Consider the following 17,987-nt stretch of genomic DNA (forward strand, 5'->3'; position numbering starts at 1 on the left):
CTTCAAGAGCAGGGGTACGCTGGGTGAACTTTCCCTAGCGACTAAATCTCATACTCCGGGTGTGCGTGCTTGATCATATCCTCCCACTCCACGACCTTCTTGCGCTCGCGGCCCTCGGCTTCGCCAAAGGCGCGCTCGGCAGCGTCGAGGTTTGCCCAGCCCTCCCAGGTGGTGATCGGGATCTCGCGCTCCTCCAGGAAATTGAGAATGGCCTGCGCATCGCGCTCGGGTGCCTGGGAGAGCTTTCCTGCGGCGTGGTCTTCTAAGAGCATCGCCGTGGTGTCCTTGGCGTCGGACTTGGTGTTGCCGATCAGGCCGACTGGGCCGCGCTTGATCCAGCCCGTGGTGTAGAGACCAGGGACGATCTCGCCGTCAGCTTCGGTGAGGACGTGGCCGTTGTCGTTCGGCATGACAGACTTCTTGGAATCGAAAGGCACGCCCAGGACTGGCTCGGGGCGGTAACCGACTGCACGGTAGACAGCCTGAACATCCCAAGTGGTGTACTGGCCGGTACCGCGCACGGAACCGTTGCCGTCGAGCTCAGTGCGTTCGGTTTTGAAGCCTGTGACCTTGCCGTCTTCACCAAGGATTTCTACCGGCGACTCGAAGAAGTGGATAAAGATCTTGTGCGGTGCGCCCTTGGGCTCGCGCATGGCGTAGCTCTCAAGCACCTGGCAGACCAGATCCACGGACTTCGAGCTGCGGCGGGCCTGCTCGGAGGCTTCGTCGTAATCAATGTCTTCTGGGTTGACCACGACTTCGATGTTGTCCGAGTGGTCGAGTTCCTTGAGCTCCTGCGGCGTGAACTTCGCCTGAGCAGGGCCGCGACGACCGAAGATGTGCACTTCCTGCGCGGCGTTTTGGGTGAGGTTGTCATAGACATTGTCAGGAATCTCTGTGACATGCAGTTCGTCGCCGGTTTTGGCGAGTATACGGGCGATGTCCAGCGCCACGTTGCCGACGCCGACGACTGCGACCTGTTTCGCCGAGAGGTCCCACTCGCGGGTGAAATCGGGGTTGCCATCGTAGAAGCCGACGAACTGGCCCGCGCCGTAATGACCTTCTAGGTCGTGGCCGGGAATAGGTAGGTCCTTATCTGCGGTGGCGCCGGTGGCGAAAATGATCGCGTCGTAAAAGTTGCGAAGTTCGTCAACGGTGACGTCCTTGCCCACCTCGACATTGCCAATCAAGCGAATCTCGGGTTTATCCAATACATTGTGGAGGCTACGAATAATGCCTTTGATGCGTGGATGGTCGGGGGCAACGCCGTAGCGGATGAGGCCAAAAGGAGCTGGCATTCGTTCGAATAAATCGATTGAGACCTCGACATCGGACTTAACCAACAGGTCAGAGGCGTAGATGCCGGCCGGGCCGGAACCTACGACAGCTACGCGTAGGGGAGTGCTCATGAATTTCCTCACCTTAATATGTTCTAAATGTGTTTTCCTCTCACCAAAGTATAGGCGACGGAGGTTTGAGCCGAAGAACCAAAAATTATTGGTGTTATTACATTCACTTTCGCATAAATGTGTAGTGTGTTTCGGGCTACAATGGTCCACAAGCCTGGGCGTGCATCACACCCTGCTCTCGCAGGGCGAAAGCAGAGCGCGGTCCAGAAAAAGTACGACTTTCTCTACCATCTAGAAACCACCCCCTGCACCCAACGGAAAGGTAACCCCATGGCAGAGCAGCGGTCAGCATTGGTCTCCGCAGTGAACCGGAATTTTGACGGCATTGATCTGAATTCTCTCGCCAGAGATCTCGGTCTACGCGTAGTCAAGCTCGATGATTTTGAGTCCTCCCTCGGAGCGATCTACTCCGCTCACATTCTCGACGAGGGTCCGGCACTCATCATCGGCACTGGTAACAACACCTTTGACGCCGAAGCGGCTGCTGCCCTCGGTGTCCCGTTCATCCTGTTGACTGATGGGGAAGGCCGCCACGCCGAGCTGGGCGAGCGTTCCGCGAAGCGCGTCCACGCGGTCGTTGCAGCCACGGTGACAGCCGAAGAACTCCAGGATTCCGCCAAGATTGCGAACTACCTCAAGGTAGATGCGCAGCCAGTGATGTCGCCTCCAATCTTTGAGGCAGCACTCTTGGAGCGTGCCCGCGCTGTCGGTGCCCACATCGTGTTGCCTGAGGGCCACGATGATCGCATTCTCCTGGCAGCAGGCCAATTGCTCAAGCAGGACATCGCACGGATCACCATCCTGGGTGACCCAGAAGACATGGAAAACCGCGCACACGAGCTCGGTGTCGATCTGGAAGATGCACACCTGTTGGATCACCTCTCTTCTCCTCTGCTGGAGGAATTCGCGCAGGACTTCGTCGAGTTGCGCAAGAAGAAGGGCGTGACCATCGAAGAGGCACGCGAAACCATGAAGGACATCTCCTACTTCGGCACCATGATGGTGCACAAGGGCCTGGCAGATGGCATGGTCTCCGGTGCGGCCAACACCACGGCACACACAATTCGCCCTGCACTGCAGATCATCAAGACCACCCCAGAGGCATCCGTTGTCTCCTCGATCTTCCTCATGGTTATGCGTGGACGCCTCTGGGCGTTCGGTGATTGCGCCGTGAACCCGAACCCAACCGGCGAGCAGCTCGGCGAGATCGCTGTGGTATCCGCACGCACCGCGGCACAGTTCGGCATTGACCCGAAGGTCGCCATCTTGTCCTACTCCACCGGTTCCTCCGGTGCTGGCCCTGACGTGGAACGCGCCTGCGCTGCTGTAGACAAGGCCCGCGAGATCGACCCGAACCTCGCAGTCGACGGCCCTCTGCAGTTCGACGCGGCCTGCGACCCAGGTGTGGCAAAGCGCAAGATGCCGGAATCCCCAGTGGCAGGACATGCCAACGTCTTCGTTTTCCCTGACTTGGAAGCCGGCAACATCGGTTACAAGACTGCTCAGCGTGTCGGTGACGCACTGGCCGTCGGTCCCATCCTGCAGGGCATGAACAAGCCCGTCAACGATCTTTCCCGCGGTGCGACTGTTCCAGACATCGTGAACACCGTTGCAATCACCGCTATTCAAGCCGGAGGCACAAACTAAATGACTTACGCTCTTGTTATCAACTCCGGGTCCTCCTCGGTCAAGTTCCAAATCGTCGATCCGACCGCGGATGCCGCGGCAGAACCATTTGCTTCCGGGCTCGTTGAGCAGATCGGCGAGCCAAGTGGCCGCATCACCATCAAGCACGCAGGCGACAAGCACGTAGTGCAGCAGCCAGTGCCAAACCACACCGTTGGTTTGGAAGCCGCGATGAAGATCCTGGACTCGCTCGGTGCCGGCCCAACTCAGGTCGATGTCTCCGCAGTGGGCCACCGCGTCGTCCACGGCGGGATGGTGTTTTCCCATCCCGAGCTGATCAATGACCAGGTCGTTGAGATGATCCGGGACCTAATCCCATTGGCACCGCTGCACAACCCGGCAAATATCGATGGTATCGAGGTGGCTCGTAAGCTGCTCCCAGATCTGCCTCACGTAGCGGTCTTCGACACCGGCTTCTTCCGCGATCTTCCACCTTCATCGGCGATTTATGCCATCAACGCAGAAGTTGCTACCGAGAACCAGATTCGTCGTTACGGCTTCCACGGCACCTCCCACGAGTTCGTCTCCGGCCAGGTTCCTGCGTTGCTGGACATGCCAGCCGGTTCCGTCAACCAGATCGTGCTGCACCTGGGCAACGGCGCGTCAGCCTCTGCAGTGCGCGGCGGCGACCCGATTGACACCTCGATGGGCATGACCCCACTCGCAGGCCTGGTCATGGGTACCCGCTGTGGCGATATCGACCCGGGTATCATTTTCCACCTCGCCCGCAACGGCGGCATGAGCATCGACGAGATCGATAACCTGCTCAACCGCAAGTCCGGTGTGAAGGGCCTGTCCGGTGTGAATGACTTCCGCGACCTGCACCGCCTCATCGACGAGGACAACGATGATGCAGCCTTAGCCTACGATGTCTATATTCATCAGCTGCGCCGCGTGATCGGTTCGTACATGATTGCGCTGGGTCGCGTGGATGCGATTTCGTTTACCGCCGGTGTTGGCGAAAACGATGTGGCCACTCGTCGTGACGCACTTGCGGGTCTGCAGCACTACGGCATCAAGATCGACCCGGAGCGCAACGAGACCCGCAGCGACGGTGCGCGCCTGATCTCCACCGATGATTCGACGACGCGCGTCTTCGTCGTACCTACCAACGAGGAGCTCGCCATCGCCCAGAAGGCGACCGCATTGGCGAAGCAGTAGCGCAGCTACCAGAGGTGGTAGTGGTCTTCGCGCAGGCCACGGTGCCACTTCCAGGGCTCGGGCCACGCTAATCGACGACCACCGCCCCGGCGCTGCTGGAGGGCTTCCTCCACAGCGTCGAGGCAGCGACCGAGTTCAATGTCGACGCATTTCGCGGTGAACTGCAACACCGTGTAGCCGTTGAGTTGGGCCCAGTTGGCCTTCCATACGTCGCGGATATAGTTCTGCCAGCCGAGGTTTGTGCTGGTCTCGCGGTGAAAATCGTAGGCGCCGATTTCTATGAGGAGCTTGCGTTCAGTGGTGTGCTGGAAGTCCCACATTATGCCCTCGATGAGGACATTATTTTCAAACTTTAGGCCTCGGCCTTCGAGGGCGTGGTGGAACTGGCGCTCCAGCTTGCTGTCCGCCCCGAGCCGGATCGTTTTCAGGAATTCCTTGAAGGAATCGGGCACGCGGGAAAGTTCGCCGAGGTCCTGGGCCAGTTTCTCCTTGCCGATGCGGCCGCCGTAGGAGATGCGGAGGAACTCGGCTACCTCAGGACTGGTCTCGGAGGCCTTGTGGGCATCGAGGGCAGCTACGGCAGGTCGGGCAACGGGCACGGTTTTAATCTGCTTATGCGGAGCTTCCCGTTTCGGGTACGTGCGCAGATACGGAGTCTCGCGTTTGCGCATGGTCTCTGGAACGCGCACGTGAATGGGAAAAGTGAGTTGCTGTTCCTGGTGCAATTCCATGGCGGTTTTCGCAGTGAAAACCGCGGGCGTCTCTGACTCGGCCAGCGCGTGCACTAACGCAGCTGGGGTGGCCGGATTTTTAAGATACATATTGCGGGCGATTTGTGTGAACTGACCAGTTGAAACCCGCAGCTCGAACTGCTTTTTACTGAGTGAGTATTTGTTGCGCAATTGTTCGCGCGTGTACATGGTTTGTGGATCCATGATTCCCCCGGAATTCCTGTCCCCTCGTAGTACTTCCACTTCAGGAGGATAGGGGTTTCGAGCCGGTTGCGCTTGGTTCCGGGTTTCTTGGCTTCGGGGGTTTCGTGGGGTGCGCCCCACGAGGAGCACTTCGCACGACTTCTTTCACAGCGACCTGGGGTTTTAGATTTCGTCGTGCGTTAGGTCCCCAGCGAAGGGACCTAACGCACTGTGAAAAACAAACGCCCAGGTCAAATAATGGTGATATCTTGCGAAGTGCTCCTTTTCGACCACCCGGGAGGCCCCGGGAGGTCGCACGGGCCCCAAGGAACCTAAAACCAGGTCAGCGGCCGTACCTTATTAGCCATATCCACTAGGGCGTAGCGGTGCCGCGGGTACGGGGAGAGCCGAGCCTGCTGGCGCAGGGTAAAGGAAAGCCCGTAGCGCAGACCTGTCTGGGTGAAGTCGTATTCAAAGAGCTGATTGGGTGAGGCGGCGGCGTCGACGTCGGCGTCGCGGAGAAAGTTCAGCCCGGCATTGAGCACGGCGACCTTGATCTGCAAGAAGCGGGGCTCGTTAGTCGGGATTTCCTCGAGACGCCGAGCCGCACGCCGAATCCGAGACTCGGTGAGAGTATCCGAAATCAGGTCCAAAATGGTCGTGAGCTGGGCCATCCTGTGGTGCCGCGAGGACTGCGGGACCTTATCCAACGCAGCCACCGCCAGCTCGACCTGGCGCTCCGCCATGAGTTGGCGCGCCAACCCGAACGCGGAAGACACCGTGGTGGGGTTTGTCAGCCACACCAGGGAGTACAGACGCATTGCGTTAAAGCGCAGGTCCCTGGGATTCGAGGTGATATGAGTCCAGTCGGCCGTGAGATCCTCGAACATCTCCGGGTCGAGGGCACCCAGGTGGGAGGTGATGCCTGAGGTGGCGCGGGCGGTAGCGTCGTCGAGAAGCTCGATCTCGGCATTGCCCTGTTCCTGCAAAAGGAGCTCGTCGACGGCCGCGATCGCTAGCTTCGGCGCGGCCTCGCCAGGCAGGACTTCGAGGACCCTGACGAAGCTGGCCTGGGCGGCGGTGAAATCGTCGAGAAGCAAATCTGTGATCCCTGAATACCACTGGTAGCGCCAGTTACTGGAGAGGCGATCCGACAGCGAGAGGAGCCACTCGCGGGCCTGCGTGGTCAGGCCGAGGTCGAGCATGGAGCGCACGACGGCGAAGGGGATTTCGTCGGAGTGCTCGTACTCGGGGGTCTGCATGGCCTGGCGCAGCGATTCGAGCGTTTCCTGCGGCTCGGCGTAGGACGAACCCGACAGAATCGGCGCGGCTGGGTCCTCGCGGTTGATCAGCGGCGTTGGGATCGCCGAGACGACTTCCTGCGAGGTAATCTCCACGGTCCGGTCGATGCCGTCGAGGAGCTGATCTGTGCGAAACACCAGGTGCTTCGTACCAAACGTGGTACGTTGTGGCGAAAACAGCGAGTGCTGCGCGGGGTGCGTAATGCTGTCGCGCAGCGCGATGACCTCGCGCAGGACGCCATAAAGTTGCGGTTCGAGCTCGCTTATCGACGAGAACCTGCGCTTCGGGTCGGGGTGGCAACACCGTTGCAGCAGGCGATAAAACGACAGGAACCGGCGGAAGGTGGGCTCCTTCGTCGGAGAAGGCAGGCCCTGGCGGTAGACGCCGTTCTGCTTCGGAAGATTGACCGTGAGGGCGGCAAGCGTGCGGCCGATGGTGTAAATATCCGAGGCGATCGACGGGCCTTCCGTGGCGACCTCGGGGGCCTGGAAACCCTTCGTGCCGTAGATAAAACCGTAGGCGCCGATGCCGGAGACAGCGCCGAGATCGATGAGCTTGACGTGGTCTTCGGTGACAATGACGTTGTCCGGTTTAAGGTCGTTGTACACCACTCCGCGCGAGTGCAGGTAGTCCAGCGCGGGGAGAATCTCCAGGATATAGGCGATGGCGAGGTCGATAGGAAAGAGGTTGTCCTCGTATTCTTTCCTCCGCTGGCGCAGAGAGGGACCGCCGACGAACTCCATGACAATGAAGCCCCCGGGCACGCGCGGGTCGTCGATAAAGTTGAAAATCTTCACGATTCCTGGGTGCGTAATGTCCGCGAGAAACTCGCGCTCGGCAACCGCGGCGGCGGTTTCATCGGCGGATTTCTCGGCCTGCATGCCCTTGAGCACGACGAGGCGCTCGGAAACAAAGTGGTCCTCGGCAAGGTAAATCCACCCCATGCCACCATGTGCGATCACGCCCAGGATCTCGTACTGGCCCGCAAGAATGTCTCCAGGGCGCAGCTGCGGGGCGGGGATGCCCTTTTCTTTGACGGACTTCGTGGGATCCTTCAGTGCATCGGCAGGTTTCGTCGGCGGGATCCATGGCAGCTCGACCATTCCGTCGGCCACCATGCGGGACTGGCGCTGCGTGCCATGCAACTCGCGAAACGTACTGATCGCTTCCCTGCGGGAGCGCTCCGAGGTGTCTTCCGGTTGCGCATGGGAATCGCGCAGCTGGTCCAAGTCTTTGAGCAGGCCGCCAAGGTCGCCGAGGGAGTCGTAGTCGCCGGTGCTAGCTTCATCGTCGTCATCGTCGGCGAACGGATCAAAGGCAACAGCCGAGGTACCGGCGTCTTCATCGCCTGCGAAGGGGTTAAACTTGACTGCCTCGGTGCCCCGATCGGGGCCCTGATCTGGGCGTTCGTTGTCTGCGCTCATCAGTTCCCCTCCGCGCTCGGTTCAGTGCTCGGCTCTTCTTCGCGATAGTTCAATGGTGGCGGCCCTGACGTCGCGAGATAGTCAGCGAGCCAATCATTGTAAATGCGCCACCAGGTTCCATCCCTCCGGATTCGCTCCATGGTGGAATTGATTTGGCGCACTAGATTGTCGTTGCCGAGTTTCACCGCGACACCGTACTGCTGGCGGTACAAGGGCAGGGAGACCATCTCTGTCGAGGGATCCTGGGCTGCCATTCCGGAGAGGATGGTGTCGTCGGCAAGCACTGCGTCGGCGTGGAATTGCTGCAGCGCGAGCAGGCAATCCGCCCAACTCTCGGTGAGCAACAGGGTCGAGTCGGGTGCCTCGAGGCGCGCGACATCGACGGCGGTGGATCCGTTAGCCACGCATACCGTGCCGTGGCCCAACGTGTCCATCGAGCGCACATTGGAACCGCGCGGGACCAACATCCGCAGGTTGGACTCCAAATACGGGGTGGAAAAGCTCACGCTATTTTGGCGATCCCGACTGATCGACATCGTACGGATCACCATATCCACACGGCCCTGGTTGAGCGCGTCGGCGCGGTCGTTGGCGTCGACGAAGCGGAAATCAACGTGCGCCGTGCTTCCCAGGACGTCCTGGGCGATCTCACGGGCGAGCTCGATTTCGAAGCCCTCGAGGTTGCCGTTAATAGGGTTGCGGAAGCTCAACAGGTGCTGAGCCTGATCAACACCGACAATGATTCGGCCGCGTTTCACAAGATCTGGGACGAGCTCTTCAGGTGAGTCACCAGTGGGCGCAAGGGAGCCTAATGGCTCGCGCTCAGCAAGAGATTGCGCCTGGTGTGCATCTGCGGGCTCTCGAATAGCACCGTTCGGCAGCGGCGGGCCAGCGCGATACAGCGGAGGCGGCTCGCTGACGGCATAACGATTCGTCGGCGTGCCACACGCGGCCAGACCCATCGCCGCGGCCAACATCAAAGCAATTACTGCCATCAGTTTGCGCATCACATGTACTCCTGGATTCGCGGGCGAATGCCCAACCAGACGGCAAGGACAGAAAGTAACGACAAAATCATGACGGAGGCGGCCACCAAATTTGTCGCCGCGAGGCCCTCGTTGATGTACTCGCGCATACTCTCACGGGATTCCGAGATCAGCTGCGACAAAGTGGCATCGAGTCGATCAAAGGCCATCGCTGCGGTCGCATCGCGTCCGGCGGGAACGGACTGCGCCGTCAGGATGCGTACGGCTTCCTCGTAGTCGCCGTTCTCCATGGCCCCGGTGAGCTGGTAGTGGGCGGTGCTCCAATCCTCCAGGCTCGTCCGGGCAGCGTTGATTAGGTGCTGGTTGTTCTCCGTTGCCGCATTATCGAGGGCGAACGAAACCTGAGCGTAGGTGTTGTCGAAGGACACCGCCGATTCATTCATGGACTGGCGACGCACCAGGGCGAGTGTTTCGTCGGTACGCGATTCCTGCGCCGCAATCCGGCTGGTGGTCAGCTCGTCCCATGGCTGCGCCGCATCCTCGAAGCCGCGGGTGCCGGCGAGCCAGGTGCCGTAGTTCGATGCCGAGACCCACAAGACGGCGGCCGCCATGAATACCGTCGCGGCGAGAAAGCCTTGGTTTAAGCGGCGGTGCGTGGTCGCGGCCAGCCACCACTGTGCCAGCAGTAGGAAGAAGATCGCGGCAAGCAATCCAGACAGTGGCACAAGCTGCGGGAACGTCAGGCGTTGTTGCTCCGTGGCCACCTGCTGACGAGTGATGTCGAACAGCCTGGAAGCCTTGGGTAGCATCCCCTCGCGCATGAGCGATGAGGCATCCGACATGTACGTCGCACCCAGTGGGTTACCCATGCGGTTATTCGCGCGCGCGGTTTCCACCATGCCGGAATAGATCGGAATCTCGCGCTGGATCTCGGTGACCAGCTCCTGGATCTCGGTGGTCTCGGTGATGTCTGAATACGAGGAATTGGTCAGGACCTGGTTCGCGGCCACGATGGCGCGGTCGATCGCGGCAAAATATTCACGACGACTCGCAGGCGACTCCGCCCCGAACTCCACGAAGCTGGCGGTGGCCACGGTATCGGCAGCCGATAACGAGGTATAGAGCACGTGAGAGGAATTACTCATCGGCTCGGTGGCCGTGACCAAGGTGTCCAAGGAGCTCTGCCGTGTTGCCGAGGACTGCGACATGGCATAGCCGGCGGCGAAGATTGCCAAGGTTAGCAGAATAGAAATCGCCACCATCATGCCGGGGGTGGTGCTGATAAATGCCCAGGTTCGGCTGAACCACTGTTTGGGTTGAGCGAAAGAATTGGCGATGCGCTGGCGCCACGTTTCCTTCTCTGGTTTCTCCTGGATGCGATCCAGCCATGCGTCTTCGCCAGCAGGGTCAAGGCCCTCGCTGACCGGTTGCTCCGGAACGTCGGCGGCATCGTCGATAAGCGTGTCACCGTCGGGCAGTGAGGAAAATTCTTCTCCCCCTGCCCCTGTGGTACGCGTCATGAATTTACAATAACGCTAATTGTGTCCTTATTACCACCAGGGGAGACATGTCGGGGGTTGTGTTGGAATTCCTCGCGTAGTCTAGAACCATGATTGGTGACGGTAATGGTTGGGTTTCAGGCCCCGGTGGCGCCCGGCTCTGGGGCCGTTTCGGGGCTGCTGGGTTGTTCCTTGTTGCGGGAAATAGAGTTCTCTTGCAGCACCGCGCACCCTGGACCGCGAGCGGCGGAACCTGGGCGCTACCTGGGGGTGCGCGGGATTCGCACGAATCTGTGCAGGAGACAGCGCTGCGCGAAGCCGTGGAAGAAACCGCGATTGATACTGCGCTCGTTCGCGTCGTCGACGAAGTTGTCACGGCCGGGCCCTTCGAGTCTGGCTGGTCCTACACCACTGTCATTGCTCGCACACGCGACGAGGAACCCATTGAAACGCACGCAAACGAGGAATCCTTAGAGCTTCGTTGGGTCGAACTGGAAAAAGTCGCCGAATTGCCGCTCCTCCCTGCGTTCAAAGAGTCATTAGAGACACTTTTGTGGCACTCTAGAAGTCATGATTGAAATTAGTGGCCTGACAAAGCAATACGGTCAGGTCCGGGCAGTCGATAATCTCACCTTTGATGTAAAACCCGGTGTTGTAACCGGGTTTCTTGGTCCAAACGGTGCGGGTAAATCGACTACGATGCGCATGATTCTCGGCCTGGACCGACCAACCGCGGGCACTGCCACCATTGATGGGCAGTCCTACCGCAATATCCGAAATCCGCTTCATAAGGTGGGTGCTTTGCTGGACGCAAAGGCCACTCACCCGGCGCGCTCCGCGCGTTCGCATCTGTTGTGGATGGCTCAGGCTTCGGGAATTTCAACAAACCGCGTCGACGAGGTGCTCTCCCTCGTCGGCCTGAGCGATGTTGCCAGCAAGAAGTCTGGCGGATTCTCCCTTGGTATGGGGCAGCGACTCGGCATTGCCGGCGCCATGCTCGGTGACCCTGAGGTCCTCATTTTGGACGAACCAGTCAACGGCCTCGACCCAGAAGGTATCCGTTGGGTGCGTAGTCTGTTGAAGTCCTTGGCAGCCGAGGGGCGCACCGTGTTGGTGTCCTCGCACCTGCTCTCTGAGATGGCGCTGACCGCGGACAATCTTGTGGTGATTGGTCGCGGCAAGCTTGTCGCGGACACGTCGGTGCGTGAGTTCATCAAGGACCACTCCACTGTGACCACGGTTGTGCGCACCCAGCACATCGAGGAATTCAAGCAGGCGCTGGCCAGCGAGAAGATCGAGTTTAATCAGGAGCTCGACGAGGATTCTCGTCCGACCCTAGAGATTCCGGATCGCTCCTCCGATGAGATCGGCGCCCTGGCATTTTCTACAGGTGTCATGCTCTCTGAGCTCAGTGAGCGACAGGCCTCCCTGGAAGAGGCATTCATGTCGACCACCGAAGACTCCGTGCAGTACCACGGTGGAATCAGCAACGGCCCTGAGGCTGGCCCTGAGGCTGGTACGCAAAACGAAACACAGAACGAAGCACAGGAGGGGGAGCGCTAATGATAGTTCGCAATATTCTCGCGGAGTGGACCAAGCTGCGCACCACCGCCTCGTTTTGGTGGACATCCGGCCTCATCCTGGCCATTGCCCTCGGCTTTACGGGCCTGACCTTCGGCCTCGGCGATAACTCGGTGCTCTTCGGTGCTTCCGAATTCATCATCTCGTCGTTCTGGACCGGCTCGCTGATCGCGATCATCGTCATGGCCACAATGGTGGTGACCACGGAATACCGCTTCAAAATTTCCGGCACGAACTTCCAGGTCACCCCGGTGCGCTGGGAAGTGGCGGTAGCAAAGTACGTGCTTTACGCGGTCATCGCCGCCATTTTGTCCTTCGTGGCCCTTGTGGCCTCGTACATGCTGGCCGATGCGCTCGTCGATGGCGGCTTCGCCTGGACCGAGCAGGAAACCGCGACCCGCGCGTTGTGGGCCGTGCCGCTGGCAGTGGCCTTGATGGTGATGTTCTGCCAGGGCATTGGCTGGCTCCTGCGCCAGACCGCCGGCGCAATCACCTTGGTCCTGTTCTGGTGGCTCTTCCTGGAGAGCGCCGTCAGCATGATTCCGAAGGTGGGCGACGCAGTGTACAAGTACCTGCCGATGCATAACATCAACGATTTCGTCATGAACGCGCCCGGCGCCGACTGGACTATTTGGGAGGCCTTCGGCATCTTCGGTATCTGGGCCGTGGTGCTGTGGATCGCAGGCATCGTCGTGCTCGAGCGACGCGATGCTTAACGACGATTAAAAGATCCCGCGCAACTTAAACGCCACGTCCCTGAGAAAGGGACGTGGCGTTTTCATTGGGCATACCCCACGAGGTGCACTTCGCATGACTTCTCTCACCGCGACCTGGGCTTTTAGATTTCGCAGTGCGTTAGGTTCGTGCCAGGCGGACCTAATGTCGGGCGAAAAATAAAACCCCAGTTCAGATAATGGTAATATCTGGCAAACTGCACCTAGTATTAGGAACAAAACTACTTAGCTGGCCAGCGTGAAAATGGCGATGACCAGAGCAGGGATCACAAAGTAGAAGAATGACATGTAGGTGAAAGCGGCAAGCGTGGATCGCTCAGCAATGCGGCCTGAGAAATCGGCGAGCTTGTAAATGAGTTTCCGCAGTGGCCGGAGCACGGCCACGGCCAGAGCACCCACCACGTTGAAAGCCACGTGGACAAAGGCGACCTGGGAAGCCAGGATCGGATAATCGCCAGGAGTGGCATAGGCGGTGAGCACGGCGAGGAAAGTGGTGCCCACGTTCGCGCCCAAGATGATCGAGAGGTAGCCGCGGGCGTCGGAAAGCTTGGCGGTAGCAAAAGGCAGGATCGCGCTGATCGTTGCGGCGGAGGCCTGGATCAAGATCGTCAGCAGGAAACCGGCTCCGAAACCTGCCAGGGAAGAGCGGTGGGTGGAGTGCCCGAGGATGATCCAGGCCAGTGGAGTCAGCAGGTGGCGCAGCTGGCTGTCGATAATGCGAATACTAATCAGCAGTGAAACCGCGCCGACGAGGATTGACCACCCACCGTGGAGAGGAATGAACTGGACCAGTTCGGTGAAAGGCTCCAGACGAAGTGCCTCTCCCTGAATCTCTACCGCCGGCAAAAGCCTGCGCACGACGCCGAAGATCGCCTCGATGGGGAAGATAATGGCCACCATGATGGTGTTAAACCACATGTGCATGGCGGCGGTGGAATGCGCGATCCGGAAGGCTTCCTTGTTGTGCGCATAGGAAAATGACACGATCAGGGGAGTCACGGTGGTGCCAATATTGGCGCCCAAAATAATCGGGATCGCCGTTTCCAGCCCAATGACACCGGTGGCAACGGCCGCGACCGTCAGCGCAGTGGTTGTCGAAGAGGACTGCACCACCGCGGTGACTAAAAGTCCCACTGCGAGGCCGACAAGGGGATTCTCGGCAAGGTCGAAGATGGCCTGGGCACTGGATTGTCCGACGTCGTTGACGCCTTGGGCCACAAGATAGACACTGAGAACAAGGAGTAAGACGGCGCCGACGATAGCCGCAATTCTGGCGGCTTTGCCAGCCGCTGAAAGAGCTACTCTGTCAGTGCCATACTTGATGGGAAACACATCGGAAACGGTGCCGGGTCCGGGCACTTCAGTGCTCCCTTCAAGTCTAATTTCATGTCACAGGATCTATTGCAGGATCTATTGCAGCGCAGAGGTCAGCTTCATCACGTTATCGATGTAGCGCCTTGTCCACGGGCGTTCGTTCCACCGGTCGAGGGTAAGTTCGGAACAAACTCTGAGGTAATTATCCGCTAATACATTCAGTTCTGCCAATAGAGAGCCCTCTGCAACAAAGAGACTGTTCTCATAGTTCAGCGAAAACGAGCGCATATCCATGTTCGAGGATCCCATGACTGCCAGCTCTGTCGGTTTCCCAGGATCAGCGATCGCAAACTTGGTATGCAGCACATAGGGTGCAGGGAACTCCCAAATATGCACGCCGGCTTCCAGTAGCTGCTGGTAGTAAGAGGATTGCGCGTGCTGGACCGTGAACTGGTCGGCCTTCTCTCCCACGAGCAGGTCCACGCGCACACCGCGTTGCGCAGCGGTGGTCACTGCGGTCAGCAGTGATTCGTCGGGGATGAAATAGGGCGAGCAGATGATCAGCTGTTCCTTGGCGTGATACATCAGCGAGTTAAATAAGCGCAGGTTGGGCTCGCCGGTGTAGCCGGGACCGGAGGGCACCAACTGGACAACATTGACGTCTGCGATCGCCGGGTCGTCGTCACTGGGCGGCTCGATCGGCAGGGTTTCGCCGGACTCGGTGTACCAGTCAATGGCGAACATGGTCTCCAGCGAGGTGACAATGGGGCCGGTGAGTTCGACCATCACGTCGACCCACTGGCGTCCCGCCTTGACGTGGTTCTTCATCAAGTAGGAGCGGTCAATGAGGTTAAACGACCCCATGAAACCGACCTTCCCGTCAATGACCACGGCCTTGCGGTGGTTGCGCAGATCCGGGCGGCGGAAGCGGCCTTTCCAAGGGATCAGCGGCATCATCATGTGCCAGTCAACGCCAATGGCATCGAGGTGTTTGCGGAATTTATAGCGGCGCGGATACTTCCACGACCCGATGTGGTCGAACATGAGGCGGACCTTCACGCCGCGCTTTACGGCGCGCTCGAGGGCCGAGTAGAAGATCTCGGTGCGGTGGTCGAGGGCTTGGATATAGACCTCAACGTGGACGTATTCCTCGGCCTGATCGATGCATTCGGCGAGCCGGTTCATGATGGCTTCGTAGTCTGACCAGAGCTTTTTCACATGCCCTTGGGTGGCGGGATAGCCCGTGAGCTGGCGGTTGAGGTGAATGATGCCGGCGGAGTCGTCGTCAAGCAATGTGCCCGCTGGGATGTCTGGGACGTCGCGCTGGACGTCCTCGATCATCACCTGGGCTTCTTGTTGGATGCGGTGGCGGCGACGGTTGACGTAGGAGGAGCCGAGGATGAGGTAGAGCGGGAGGCCGACGATAGGTAAAAACAGGATCAGCAGCAGCCAGGCGTTCGCCGTGCCGGGCTTGCGACCTTCAGGAACGATTCCGATGGCGGCCACCTTGATTGTGTATTCGGCGAGTAGGCCGATCCATTGCCACGTGGTGAAGTGCGCGAGTACGTCCATATATCAGCGCACCTCGTCGAGGCTTAGGTCATGGAGGTCGTAGTCCGCGATGACCAGCGTGTGGTCGGATGCCCCCTTACCCTCGCGCTCGGCGGTGTCTACCCACGCATGTGCTTGACGACGAGCCATGGGCGGCGTGACCAGTTGGAAGTCGATGAGCATGCCTTCGTTTTTCTGAAAGCGCATGCCCTTGTAATCCCAGTAGGAGTAGGGCTCCTCGTGGGTGATTTGGGTGAGGCCTGATTCCAGCAGCATCTGGAAGGCGGCACGCTCAGGCTCGGTGACGTGCGTTTTTCCCTCGAAAGCAGAAATGTCCCAGACGTTCTCGTCGCGGGGAGCAATATTGAAATCGCCGGAGAAGACCTGCGGGATCTGCGGGTTGACCGAATTGGTCAGCTCGTAGAGGAACTTCAGCTTGTAGTCATAGTGGCTATCGCCGATCTCGCGTCCGTTGGGCACATAGAGGCTCCAGATCTCCACCCCACCACAGGTGGCGCCCACGGCGCGGGCCTCGAGCGACTGCTCGGCGTCCGGATCTTTGTTGTAGCCGGGCTGGCGGTTGAAGTGGTCCTGGACGTTGTCTAGGCCCACGCGCGAGGCAATGGCCACGCCGTTCCACTGGTTATAGCCCACATGCGCGACTTCGTAGCCCGCGGCCTCGAAAGACGCGTAGGGGAACTTGTCGTCCGAGACTTTCGTTTCTTGCAGGGCGAGCACATCAATATCGTTGCGTTCTAAAGCGCTAATGATGCGCTCGGCACGTGTGCGTACCGAGTTCACGTTCCAGTTGGCTATGCGCATGCCTTTTAGCCTACTTTAGGGAAGCCTCCGGAGCGTACGTTGCGTAGCGATGCCTGTGATGTTCCACAAATCCGAGCTTGGAGTACAGCCCCTGCCCGGCCACATTGGTGGAGATGACCTGCAGGTATGCATGGGTGGCGCCGTGGGCGGCACCCCAGCGCAACATGTGCGTGCCCAACTCGGTGCCTAGACCTTTTCTGCGGTAGGCTTCTGCGACCTCGACCGCGGAGTAGCCGAGCCACACGCGACCGTCGTCGGTTTCGGTCAACGTTCCACGTGTAATGGCCACGGTCTCGCCTTCCGCAGTGAGCAGCCGGCCGAAACCGAGAGTGCCGTCGATGCGGGCGGATAGTTCTTCCAAGGCCGCAGCCGGCAGGGCCTGGCCGCGGAAGTGGTACATGGACAACCAGTCATCGTCTGGGGTGTCGTCGATGCGGAATTCCAAACTCCCCGCTGCCTCCGTCTTCTCCGGTGCCTCAGGCACCTCGTCGAGTTCCCGGGTCATCACCACGATCTCTGGGGAAAGCGTCCACCCGGTTTGGGTTTGCACGAGTTTCTCGGCACCCGCCCCGATGCGCTCTGGGATCAGTAGCTGCACTGGCATGTCACGCGAGCGGTAGAACTCCGTGATCTCCTTGATCGGAACGGGCTCGAAGCCCACCGAATGCCCCAGTGGTGCTGCCGAGTTGGAGCGCTCCGCGATTTCTTCGCCGGCGCGCGCAAGCCAGCCGCCGAACCACCGCGATTCGCGGCCGGGGAAGGATTTTGCCGTGGCCACCTCTACCGCGCGAATATCCGAGTTCCTAATCCTGCGCGGCGAGAGCCGTTTAATAATGTGTAGCTCCTCCGGTGTCACCTCGATTTCCTCATGGAACGAGGGATAGCCGCCTGCTTCCTGCGGGCGCAGGATGAGCGGATCGACGGAGATGACGTGCCCGATGACATCGGAAAAGCCATCGCCAATCTTGCGACGAACCACAACGCGTTCGCCGACGGAGACAGAATCGGAGCGGAAGAAGCGTGCCATTTAGTGCCCGAAGGGGTCCTCGTCTTCGCCGGGCATCCACGTCAGGCCCGGGACGTTCCAGCCGTTTTCTTTCACAGTCTTCTTCGCCTGGCGCTTGTAGCGTCCGGTGAGCACGTCCAGGTAGGTGAAGCCGTCGAGGTGACCGACCTCGTGCTGCAGGCAGCGGGCGAAAAAGCCGTGGCCTTCGACTTCGACGGGCTCGCCGTTCTCGTCGAGCCCGGTGACCTTGGCCCATTCCGCGCGGCCGGTAGGGAAGCCCTCGCCGGGGACAGAGAGGCAGCCTTCGTCGTCGGAGCCGTCGTCGGCGGGCATGGTCTTCGGGATCTCCGAGGTTTCCAGCACGGGATTAATCACGGTGCCGCGGCGCATCACGTCGCCGTCGGGGCAGTGGTAGACGAAGATGCGCTTGGACACGCCGATCTGGTTTGCTGCGAGCCCGACACCGTTGGCTACGTCCATGGTTTCGTGCATGTCCGCGATGAGTTCTTGTAAGTCGGCGAGAGGCTCCGTGACTTCTGCGGTGGGGGTGTGCAGAACGGGGTCGCCGTGGATCACGATGGGTCGAATGGTCATGACA

Annotated in this window: 15 protein-coding genes; 5 read left to right on the forward strand and 10 right to left on the reverse strand. The window is 59.7% G+C overall.

Going from position 1 to position 17,987, the window contains the following annotated elements; genetic code table 11:
• Positions 1 to 41 precede the first annotated feature (41 nt).
• Entirely contained in the window at positions 42 to 1,409 is a 1,368-nt protein-coding gene (locus tag A37O_RS0109450) for an FAD-dependent oxidoreductase (RefSeq protein ID WP_018297262.1), read from the reverse strand.
• A gap of 270 nt (positions 1,410 to 1,679) precedes the next feature.
• Between A37O_RS0109450 and pta the strand changes: the two genes are divergently transcribed.
• Entirely contained in the window at positions 1,680 to 3,056 is a 1,377-nt protein-coding gene (gene pta / locus A37O_RS0109455) for a phosphate acetyltransferase (protein ID WP_018297263.1), read from the forward strand.
• The gene (locus A37O_RS0109460) at positions 3,057 to 4,256 is read left to right on the forward strand and encodes an acetate kinase (RefSeq protein ID WP_018297264.1); all 1,200 of its coding nucleotides are present in this window, start codon (positions 3,057 to 3,059) and stop codon (positions 4,254 to 4,256) included. It abuts the gene before it with no gap.
• Between the two features lie 5 nt (positions 4,257 to 4,261).
• Here A37O_RS0109460 and A37O_RS0109465 read toward each other — a convergent pair whose 3' ends face one another.
• The 4 genes from A37O_RS0109465 to A37O_RS0109480 all read right to left on the reverse strand — a co-directional run bounded on the left by A37O_RS0109465 (position 4,262) and on the right by A37O_RS0109480 (position 10,402).
• On the reverse strand, positions 4,262 to 5,191 hold the full coding sequence (locus A37O_RS0109465) for a hypothetical protein (protein WP_018297265.1): 930 nt from the start codon (positions 5,189 to 5,191) through the stop codon (positions 4,262 to 4,264).
• 311 nt (positions 5,192 to 5,502) lie between these two features.
• Entirely contained in the window at positions 5,503 to 7,896 is a 2,394-nt protein-coding gene (locus A37O_RS0109470; protein WP_018297266.1) for a serine/threonine protein kinase, read from the reverse strand.
• Positions 7,896 to 8,903, reverse strand: coding sequence for a glutamate ABC transporter substrate-binding protein (locus tag A37O_RS0109475; protein ID WP_018297267.1), 1,008 nt, complete (start codon positions 8,901 to 8,903; stop codon positions 7,896 to 7,898). Before A37O_RS0109475 ends, A37O_RS0109470 begins: the two co-directional genes overlap by 1 nt.
• Positions 8,903 to 10,402, reverse strand: a complete 1,500-nt coding sequence (locus A37O_RS0109480; RefSeq protein ID WP_018297268.1) for a hypothetical protein — start codon at positions 10,400 to 10,402, stop codon at positions 8,903 to 8,905. The genes A37O_RS0109475 and A37O_RS0109480 overlap by 1 nt, the downstream gene beginning before the upstream one ends.
• Positions 10,403 to 10,491: 89 nt before the next feature.
• Here A37O_RS0109480 and A37O_RS0109485 point away from each other — a divergent pair, with 89 nt between their 5' ends.
• Genes A37O_RS0109485 through A37O_RS0109495 form a run of 3 tightly spaced genes read left to right on the forward strand, consistent with a single transcriptional unit; the run spans position 10,492 to position 12,678 of the window.
• Entirely contained in the window at positions 10,492 to 10,959 is a 468-nt protein-coding gene (locus A37O_RS0109485; protein ID WP_018297269.1) for an NUDIX domain-containing protein, read from the forward strand.
• Positions 10,952 to 11,944, forward strand: a complete 993-nt coding sequence (locus A37O_RS15225) for an ABC transporter ATP-binding protein (RefSeq protein WP_018297270.1) — start codon at positions 10,952 to 10,954, stop codon at positions 11,942 to 11,944. The genes A37O_RS0109485 and A37O_RS15225 overlap by 8 nt, the downstream gene beginning before the upstream one ends.
• Positions 11,944 to 12,678, forward strand: a complete 735-nt coding sequence (locus A37O_RS0109495) for an ABC transporter permease (protein ID WP_018297271.1) — start codon at positions 11,944 to 11,946, stop codon at positions 12,676 to 12,678. Before A37O_RS15225 ends, A37O_RS0109495 begins: the two co-directional genes overlap by 1 nt.
• A gap of 243 nt (positions 12,679 to 12,921) precedes the next feature.
• On the opposite strand, the gene A37O_RS0109500 is transcribed toward A37O_RS0109495, so the two are convergent.
• The 5 genes from A37O_RS0109500 to A37O_RS0109520 are packed head-to-tail and all read right to left on the reverse strand — an operon-like array spanning position 12,922 to position 17,983.
• Positions 12,922 to 14,055 carry a Na/Pi symporter gene (locus tag A37O_RS0109500; RefSeq protein ID WP_018297272.1) on the reverse strand — a complete coding sequence of 378 codons (1,134 nt, stop codon included), beginning with the start codon at positions 14,053 to 14,055 and terminating at the stop codon, positions 12,922 to 12,924.
• Positions 14,056 to 14,106: 51 nt separating this feature from the next.
• Positions 14,107 to 15,582, reverse strand: coding sequence for a cardiolipin synthase (gene cls, locus A37O_RS0109505; protein ID WP_018297273.1), 1,476 nt, complete (start codon positions 15,580 to 15,582; stop codon positions 14,107 to 14,109).
• A gap of 3 nt (positions 15,583 to 15,585) precedes the next feature.
• Positions 15,586 to 16,383 (reverse strand): exodeoxyribonuclease III, encoded by a 798-nt coding sequence (locus A37O_RS0109510; RefSeq protein ID WP_018297274.1) that lies wholly within the window; start codon positions 16,381 to 16,383, stop codon positions 15,586 to 15,588.
• 10 nt (positions 16,384 to 16,393) lie between these two features.
• Positions 16,394 to 17,410, reverse strand: a complete 1,017-nt coding sequence (locus A37O_RS0109515) for an N-acetylglutamate synthase, CG3035 family (protein WP_018297275.1) — start codon at positions 17,408 to 17,410, stop codon at positions 16,394 to 16,396.
• Complete coding sequence (locus A37O_RS0109520; protein ID WP_026196283.1) at positions 17,411 to 17,983, reverse strand: peptide deformylase; 573 nt, start codon at positions 17,981 to 17,983, stop codon at positions 17,411 to 17,413.
• Positions 17,984 to 17,987 lie beyond the last annotated feature (4 nt).

Source organism: Corynebacterium lubricantis DSM 45231, from assembly GCF_000379425.1.
GTDB lineage: Bacteria > Actinomycetota > Actinomycetes > Mycobacteriales > Mycobacteriaceae > Corynebacterium > Corynebacterium lubricantis.